This is a genomic window from Rathayibacter tritici (assembly GCF_002932875.1).
Lineage (GTDB): Bacteria > Actinomycetota > Actinomycetes > Actinomycetales > Microbacteriaceae > Rathayibacter > Rathayibacter tritici.
This window is the reverse complement of sequence record NZ_PSWS01000061.1, coordinates 21,340-29,329: the sequence shown is the minus strand read 5'-3', so window position 1 is coordinate 29,329 and position 7,990 is coordinate 21,340. Positions and strand designations below refer to the sequence as shown.

The following is a 7,990-nucleotide window of genomic DNA, read 5'->3' as shown; positions in this document are numbered from 1 at the left end:
CAAGGGGGGAGGGGTGTCGACGAGGGGAGGGCGCGCGCGCGGGGGAGCGCCGGGCAGAGCAGGTGGCCGGGTGGTGACGCGGCGGCCGGTCGGGGTGGTCCAGTCGGCTGTGCCGTCGGCGTGGAGGACGTAGGTCCAGCGATCGCCGTGTCGGACGTGGTGGTGGGCGACGCAGAGGCTGAGGAGATTGCGGAGGGCCGTCTCGCCGCCATTGCGCCACTCGAGCGCGTGGTCTGCCTCGGTGGTCGACGCAGGCCGGGTGCAACCGGGGAAGCGACAGGTCACGTCCCGCAGCTGAAGGTGGAGCCGCATACGCGGTGGCGGTACGCGAAGGGTGCGCCCGACCGAGAGGACCGCACCGGTGACCGGATCCGTCAGGACCCGGGTGAACGAGGTCGCAACGCCCGCGAGTTCGCGAGCGAGGACAGCAGGGATCAGTCCGTATCCGTCCAGGTGTGCCGGGGCGTCGTCAAGTCCGGCGGCGGTCCGGGCGGGAAGGGTCAGGCGGACCTCAGCGCGCACGCCGGGCACGAAGGTTGTGTCGAGTTCGTCGCCGCCGGGTGTCGTCCCTGAGACGTCGCCGTCGCAGAGCAGATCAGCGAGGGCATCGGCACGCAGCTGCGGCATCGTGCGAGCCTCCGCGTCGCGCTCCTGCCCGCGGGTGCTTGCGTTCTCGCGGAGGGCCCGGGCGATGCGGTCGAGCCGAATGAACGCTCCGAGTGCGACGGGCGCCGGCAGTCGGGCACACAGCGTAGCCATTCCGTCGGCGTCAGCGCCGACCCAGACACTCCGGTCGTCGCGGGCGCGAGCGTGCCGTTCGGCGAGCGGCTCCTCGTGCACCTCGTCCCGTAACTGGGCGACAAAACTCCGCAGGCGTGTCGGCGTCAGCGAGACGGCCGCATCGGCCGCCCGCTGGTCGAACGCGGCCCGGGAATCGGCAGGCAGGGTCCGCGCGACTCCGCAGATCACTTGCCCGGCCTCCCACCGGATTCGCGCCTCTGCAAGCGCTGCGCGGGTGCGGGGCAGATCTTCTGCCAACAGCCGCGCCTGCTCGAGCTCTCGAGCCGCGACACGCTCGGAGACTCCCAGCGAGACCGCCAACTCGGCGCGGATCGACCGCTCCACGAGGTCGCCCGCCTCGCTCCGCGAGAGGCTGCGACCTCGGGCGAAGGACTCAGGGCGGGCGAGTGCGGCGGTGTAGCTCGCGTACAGTTCGTCCGCGGCCCCGAGCAGGATGGGCGCGGCGGAGCGGGCGAGCGCGGACGCGCGATCCGCCCGCGCCCGCACCTCCTTGAGCGCCGTCTCCGACGCCTCCGCGCTCATCGTCCATCCCATATCTGTAATGAACCAGGGAACGCCGACATCGACCCGGTGAGATCGCCCCAACGGGAGAACTCACCGCCGTTAACAGCCTGTGGAGGAGCTTGTGCGCCGTGCAGACCCCCGTTGATCCGATCTGCTGCACACCGCGCTCCTCCGCACTCACCTCGCCCGGCCGGTTGCGGAGAGCCGGGCGGGGACCGGCTCTCGAATAGACTGGCCCCTGCCATCAGCGGCGCCCTCGGGGGTCGCACGCAACGAGATTTCCGAGGGAGCACCGTGTCCGGGCATTCCAAGTGGGCCACGACCAAGCACCAGAAGGCGATCAAGGACTCGCGCCGCGCGAAGTCCTTCGCCAAGCTGATCAAGAACATCGAGGTGGCCGCCAAGATCGGCGGCGCCGACCTCTCCGGCAATCCGACGCTCGTCGATGCCGTGCAGAAGGCAAAGAAGACCTCGGTGCCCAACGACAACATCGACCGCGCGATCAAGCGCGGTGCGGGCCTCACCGGCGAGGTCATCGACTACACGACCATCATGTACGAGGCGTACGGCCCGAACGGCATCGCGCTGCTCGTCGAGTGCCTGACCGACAACAAGAACCGCGCGGCAGCCGACGTGCGCACCGCGATGACCCGCAACGGGGGCACGATGGCCGACCCGGGCAGCGTCGCGTACAACTTCGCAAGGAAGGGCGTCATCTCAGTGCCGCACGGCGAGAGCGTCACCGAGGACGACGTGCTTGGAGCGGTCCTCGATTTCGGGGTCGACGACGTGCTCGACCACGGCGAGAGCTTCGAGGTGCGGGTCGAGCCGAGCGAACTGGTGCCGGCACGCTCCGCCCTGCAGGAGGCGGGTATCGACTACGACTCCGCCGATGTCGAGTTCGTCGCCTCGCTGCAGGTCGAGGCCGACGCTGAGACGGCCCGCAAGGTGTTCCGCCTGATCGACGCGCTCGAGGACTCGGACGACGTGCAGAACGTTTACACGAACCTCGACATCACCCCCGAGGTTCGCGTCGAGCTCGAGAACGAGGAGTGACACGGTGAGGTCGGTTTGGCCGCTGAGGACGGCCTGATGCGCGTCCTCGGGATCGACCCCGGGCTCACCCGCTGCGGCGTCGGCATTGTCGACGTCGGTCGCGACCGCCGCGCGACGCTCGTACACGTGACGGTCCTCCGTACACACCCCGACGACGCGCTCGAGCGTCGCCTGCTCGCCCTGGGCGACGGACTCGAGGCGCTGATGGACGAGTACCGCCCACACTCCGTCGCAATCGAGCGGGTCTTCGCGCAGGACAACGTCAGGACCGTCATGAGCATCGCGCAGATCAGCGGAGTCGCGCTGGTCGCGGCCGCCCGGCGCGGCCTGCCCGTCGGCATGCACACGCCGAGCGAGGTGAAGGCGGCCGTCACCGGCTATGGAGCGGCGGATAAGCGGCAGGTCACCGCCATGATCCAGCGCGTCCTCCGGCTCGACGCCCCACCGACACCGGCGGACGCCGCCGATGCGCTCGCCCTCGCGGTCTGCCACGCCTGGCGGGCGCCGCTCGGGGCATCAGCCGGCTCGGCGGCAGCGGCTCCCGGCGCACCGGTTCCTGCCGCCGTGGCAGCCGCCGCGGAAGGCACCGCCGCTCAGCGGGCATGGCGCGCCGCCGAAGCCGCGAGTCGAACGCCTGTTCGAGCATCTAGACTGGCGCGGTGATCTCCTCCCTCCGCGGTACCGTCCTCTCCGCCCGCGGGAGTCTCGCCGTGATCGACGTTCACGGCGTCGGCTACGCGGTCAACGTGACTCCGCAGCACGCGCTCGAGATGCGGGTCGGGGACGAGACCACCGTCAGCACCGTGCTCGTCGTGCGCGAGGATTCACTGACGCTCTACGGCTTCCCCGACGAGGAGCAGCTCGACATCTTTGAGCTGCTGATCGGAGTGACGGGGGTCGGCCCGAAGTCGGCTCTCGGCGTGCTCGGTGCGGTCGAGCCGGATCGGATCGCGCAGGCGGTCGCCGACGAGGATGACGCGGTGTTCCGCAAGGTGAGCGGCATCGGTCCCAAGACGGCGAAGCTGATCATCCTGTCGCTCGCCGGCAAGGTGAGCGTCCGCCCGCGCGCCGCCCGCGGCTCCGGTCCGGCGGCCACCGCCGCTCAGAACGTGCTCGCGGCCCTCATCGGTCTCGGCTGGCCCGAGCGCACCGCGTCCGAGGTGGTCGACGAGATCCTGTTCGACGCGCAGGCCTCCGACGCCGTGAACGTGCAGGCGCTGCTCCGCCTCGCCCTCTCTCGCCTCGGCCCGGCGGCCCGCTCGTGAGCGACGACGTGCTCGGCGCCGAGGTGGCCTCGGAGGCGGAGGTCGCCTTCGAGGGCGCCCTGCGGCCCAAGAACCTGAGCGAGTTCGTCGGGCAGCGCAAGGTGCGCGGTCAGCTCGAGCTGCTGCTCAAGGCCGCGGCGATGCAGGGGCGCACGCCCGACCACATCCTGCTGGCCGGTCCGCCCGGTCTCGGCAAGACGACGCTCGCGATGATCGTGGCGGAGGAGAGCTCGTCGCCGCTGCGCCTGTCCAGCGGCCCGGCGATCCAGCACGCGGGCGACCTCGCCGCTGTGCTCTCCTCGTTGCTGCCCGGCGAGATCCTCTTCATCGACGAGATCCATCGCATGGCGCGCTCCGCGGAAGAGATGCTCTACCTCGCGATGGAGGACTTCCGGATCGACATCATGGTCGGCAAGGGGGCGGGAGCCACGTCCGTCCCGCTCGATCTCGCTCCGTTCACCCTCGTCGGGGCGACAACCCGATCGGGTCTCCTGCCCAATCCGCTGCGCGACCGCTTCGGCTTCACCGCGCATCTCGAGTTCTACGCGGAGGACGAGCTGCGTCAGGTCCTCGCGCGGGCGGCTCGGCTGCTCGAACTCGACATCGATGCGGATGCGGTGGCCGAGATCGCCGGGCGCTGCCGGGGCACTCCGCGCATCGCCAATCGGCTGCTGCGCCGGGTGCGTGACTTCGCCCTGGTGCACGGTGGCCGGGCCGACGTCACCGCTGTCCGTGCGGCGCTGGAGTTGTACGACGTCGACGCGCTCGGGCTCGACCGGCTCGACCGGGCGGTCATGGAGATCGTGCTGACCCGCTTCGACGGTGGGCCCGTGGGCCTGAACACTCTTGCCGTCTCGGTGGGGGAGGAGGCCGAGACGGTCGAGGCGGTCGTCGAGCCGTTCCTCGTGCGGATCGGGCTGCTCACGCGCACGCCGCGGGGCCGCGTCGCCACTGCGGACGCCTACCGCCACTTCGGGATCGACCCCCGGGCAACGGCGGCCCAGCCGCCCCTGTTCCCCGATGACCTATGATTCTCTAGGCCCGACGGGCCGCTCGATCCGCTTTTCCTCGGCCAGAGGCCGTGCGTCGGATCGCCCATCCACTCCGGAAGGCCCACTCATGGATCCGACGATCATCCTGCTCGTCCTGTTGCTCGCCGTGATGATCATCTTCATGTTCCGCAACAACAAGAAGCGCCAGCGCGACGCGGAGAACATGAAGAACAACCTCCAGCCGGGGGTGGAGTTGATGACGGGCTCCGGCCTCTTCGGCACCGTCGTGTCGATCGACGACGAGGCGAACAAGATCGTCATCGAGTCGACCCCCGGCACATTGCTGACCATCCACCGTCAGGCCATCGCCCGGCTCATCGACCCGAGCGAGAACACCGTCGAGACCGCGGACGAGGTCGAGGTCGAGCCGCTCGCCACGACCGGCTCGCCCGAGTTCGGCGAGCGCGACTCCGCGCACCGCGACCCGCTGGTGGACCCGGTCGAGCGCGACCGCCGGCCCGACGCGCAGTAGTCTCCTGGGCGGGCAGGGCGCACCGGCGCCAGCTCGCCCTTCTCCGCGTCCGGGCGATCCCCGGGCCGAACACCGTCGACCGAAGAGAAAGCTGAGCCCTGGGTGGCCGCATCAACCCCCGTCCGGAAGGCCCGCCGCTCCCTGAGCTGGCTCGGTGTCATCATCCTCGCTCTCGTCGGACTCAACACGGCGGCCGTCCTCTGGGGCGGCGGCTCCTGGACGCCGAAGCTCGCCCTCGACCTCGAGGGCGGCACGCAGATCGTCCTCCAGCCGCAACTGAACGACGGCGACACGGTCTCCTCCGAGCAGCTCACCCAGGCTGTCTCGATCATCCGCCAGCGCATCGACGCGTCGGGCGTTTCCGAGGCCGAGATCACGACCCAGGGCTCGAGCAACATCGTGGTCTCGATTCCGGGTACTCCCGATGACGAGACACTCCAGCGCATCGAGGCCTCGGCGAAGCTCGACTTCCGGCCCGTGCTCGTCGCGAGTCAGGCCACCAACAGCTCGGTCGGCGGCGACGCGACCTCCTCGCCCACGCCGACTCCGGTCGATCCGTCCCTCGCGACGGAGCCGACCGCCTCGCCCACCAGCGCGAGCGACCTCGCATACCTCACGCCGGCGCTCGAAGCCCAGTACACCTCGTTCGACTGCGCCTTCCTGAACAACCAGGACCCGAACCTCGCGCCGGCCGACCAGCCGCTCATCACCTGCGACGGCAGCGGCACCGTCAAGTACGTGCTCGGACCCGTCGAGATCACCGGCGAGGACATCTCGGACGCGTCGAACGGCCTGATGACCACCTCCTCCGGAGCGAGCACCGGCACCTGGGCCGTCAATCTCTCCTTCGACGACCAGGGAACGCAGGCCTTCGGCGACGTGACCTCGCGCCTCGTCGCGCTTCAGGGAGCACAGAACCAGTTCGCGATCGTGCTGGACGGCCGCGTCATCTCGGCTCCGTCGACCAATGCGGCGATCACCGACGGCAACGCGCAGATCTCGGGGTCGTTCACCCAGGAGTCGTCGAAGACGCTCGCCGATCAGCTCAAGTACGGCGCTCTGCCGATCGGTTTCCAGGTGCAGAGCTCCGACAGCATCTCGGCGACGCTCGGCTCGGCGCAGCTGGCCAGCGGCCTGCTCGCGGGCCTGATCGGCCTGATCCTGGTGATCCTCTACTCCATCGCGCAGTACCGCGTGCTGGGAGCCGTGACGATCGCCTCGCTGATCGTCGCCGCGGTCGTCACCTACCTCGTCGTCACGCTGCTCTCCTGGCGGGAAGGGCTGCGCCTCTCGCTCGCGGGAGTCGCGGGTCTGATCGTCGCCATCGGCATCACGGCCGACTCCTTCATCGTGTACTTCGAGCGCATCCGCGACGAGCTGCGAGACGGCCGCGGGCTCGAGTCCGCCGTCGAGGCCGGCTGGCGCCGGGCGCTGCGCACGATCTTCGCGTCCGACATGGTGAACCTGCTCGCCGCAGTGGTCCTCTTCGTCCTCGCCGTCGGCAGTGTGCGCGGCTTCGCGCTCACCCTCGGGATCACCACGATCATCGACCTCGTCGTGGTGGCCCTCTTCACCCACCCGATGCTGCAACTGATGGCGACCAGGCCGTTCTTCGCCGAGGGGCATAGGGCCTCGGGCCTGGACCCCCGGGCGCTCGGAGCGGTCTACCGCGGCCGTGCCGCGTTCCGCCCGCAGGATCAGGTGGTCGCCGGCAAGCGGGCCTCCGCGGCCCGAGAGGCCGCCAAGCGCCAGACCATCGCCGAGCGCAAGGCCGCCGAGGCGGCCGGTCTGCGCGGCTCCCACGACTCGAACGGGAAGGACGCGTGATGGCCAGCTTCTCGCAGTTCGGAAACGACCTCTACACCGGTGCGCGCTCGATCGACTTCGTCGGCCGCCGCCGCACCTGGTACCTCATCTCCCTCGCTCTGATCCTGATCACGCTGCTCGGGACGCTCGCGCGCGGCGGGTTCAATTTCGGCATCGAGTTCACCGGCGGCTCGCAGTTCACGGTGTCCTCGCCGTCGAGCCTGGACCAGGCAACGGCTACGGACGCGGTCACCTCGGTCGCTCCCGAAACCGTGCCGCGCGTGTCGATCGTCGGCGACGACTCCATCCGCGTGCAGACCGGCCAGCTCTCGACCGACGAGTCGACCGCCGTCCGGAACGCGCTGTCCGAGGCCTACTCGGTACCCGCCGAGCAGGTCGCTTCCTCGTTTATCGGAGCGGCGTGGGGGAACGACGTCACCCAGCAGGCCCTGCGCGGCCTCGTCATCTTCGTGGTCCTGGCGGCCCTGGCGATGTGGGCGTATTTCCGGACCTGGAAGATGTCACTGGCAGCGATCGTCGCGCTCCTGCACGACCTCGTGATCGTGGCCGGTGTTTATGGCATCACCGGCACCGAGGTCTCGCCCGCTGCGGTGATCGGTCTGCTCACCATCCTCGGCTACTCCCTCTACGACACGGTCGTGGTGTTCGATAAGATCCGCGAGAATACGGCGGAGGCGCTCAGCAGCACGACGCGCACCTTCTCCGAGACGGTGAACCTGGCGGAGAACCAGACCCTCGTGCGCTCGATCAACACCTCGATCGTCGCTGCGCTCCCGGTGGCCGCGATCCTCGTGATCGGTGCATTCGTCCTCGGCGCGGGCACCCTCCGCGACATCTCCCTCGCCCTGCTGATCGGCATCATCGTCGGCACGTACTCGACGATCTTCGTCGCAGCACCGCTGTATGCCCAGTTGCGCAGCCGCGAGGGCGAGATCGCGAAGCACGACAAGCGCGTGGAGTCGACCCGCGCGAAGGCGACGGCGTCGGCGGTGCCGGCCGTGCAGGGCTGAGCC

Annotated in this window: 8 protein-coding genes; 7 read left to right on the top strand and 1 reads right to left on the bottom strand. The window is 69.8% G+C overall.

Annotated features, from left to right (window positions below; genetic code table 11):
• Window positions 1-1,323 (bottom strand): HNH endonuclease signature motif containing protein (locus C5D07_RS11880; protein ID WP_170063549.1); only part of this gene is annotated, 1,323 nt, incomplete at its 3' end.
• A gap of 276 nt (window positions 1,324-1,599) precedes the next feature.
• Between C5D07_RS11880 and C5D07_RS11875 the strand changes: the two genes are divergently transcribed.
• The 7 genes from C5D07_RS11875 (at window position 1,600) to secF (ending at window position 7,987) form a co-directional block, all read left to right on the top strand.
• The gene (locus C5D07_RS11875; RefSeq protein ID WP_068252745.1) at window positions 1,600-2,361 is read left to right on the top strand and encodes a YebC/PmpR family DNA-binding transcriptional regulator; all 762 of its coding nucleotides are present in this window, start codon (window positions 1,600-1,602) and stop codon (window positions 2,359-2,361) included.
• Window positions 2,362-2,397: 36 nt separating this feature from the next.
• Complete coding sequence (ruvC, locus tag C5D07_RS11870) at window positions 2,398-3,024, top strand: crossover junction endodeoxyribonuclease RuvC (protein ID WP_068252748.1); 627 nt, start codon at window positions 2,398-2,400, stop codon at window positions 3,022-3,024.
• On the top strand, window positions 3,021-3,626 hold the full coding sequence (ruvA, locus tag C5D07_RS11865; RefSeq protein ID WP_068252752.1) for a Holliday junction branch migration protein RuvA: 606 nt from the start codon (window positions 3,021-3,023) through the stop codon (window positions 3,624-3,626). The genes ruvC and ruvA overlap by 4 nt, the downstream gene beginning before the upstream one ends.
• Entirely contained in the window at window positions 3,623-4,657 is a 1,035-nt protein-coding gene (gene ruvB / locus C5D07_RS11860; protein WP_068252755.1) for a Holliday junction branch migration DNA helicase RuvB, read from the top strand. Before ruvA ends, ruvB begins: the two co-directional genes overlap by 4 nt.
• 88 nt (window positions 4,658-4,745) lie before the next feature.
• A complete protein-coding gene (gene yajC / locus C5D07_RS11855) occupies window positions 4,746-5,150 on the top strand; it encodes a preprotein translocase subunit YajC (protein WP_068252758.1) in 405 nt (134 codons plus the stop codon).
• Between the two features lie 102 nt (window positions 5,151-5,252).
• Window positions 5,253-6,977, top strand: coding sequence for a protein translocase subunit SecD (secD, locus tag C5D07_RS11850; RefSeq protein ID WP_068252761.1), 1,725 nt, complete (start codon window positions 5,253-5,255; stop codon window positions 6,975-6,977).
• Complete coding sequence (gene secF, locus C5D07_RS11845) at window positions 6,977-7,987, top strand: protein translocase subunit SecF (protein ID WP_104259423.1); 1,011 nt, start codon at window positions 6,977-6,979, stop codon at window positions 7,985-7,987. Before secD ends, secF begins: the two co-directional genes overlap by 1 nt.
• Window positions 7,988-7,990: the final 3 nt, after the last annotated feature.

What these genes read in the sequence shown, in the direction of transcription:
- ruvC (WP_068252748.1), top strand. Translation starts at nt 2,398, where the DNA reads ATGCGCGTCCTCGGGATCGACCCCGGGCTCACCCGCTGCGGCGTCGGC.
- yajC (WP_068252758.1), top strand. Translation starts at nt 4,746, where the DNA reads ATGGATCCGACGATCATCCTGCTCGTCCTGTTGCTCGCCGTGATGATC.
- secF (WP_104259423.1), top strand. Translation starts at nt 6,977, where the DNA reads ATGGCCAGCTTCTCGCAGTTCGGAAACGACCTCTACACCGGTGCGCGC.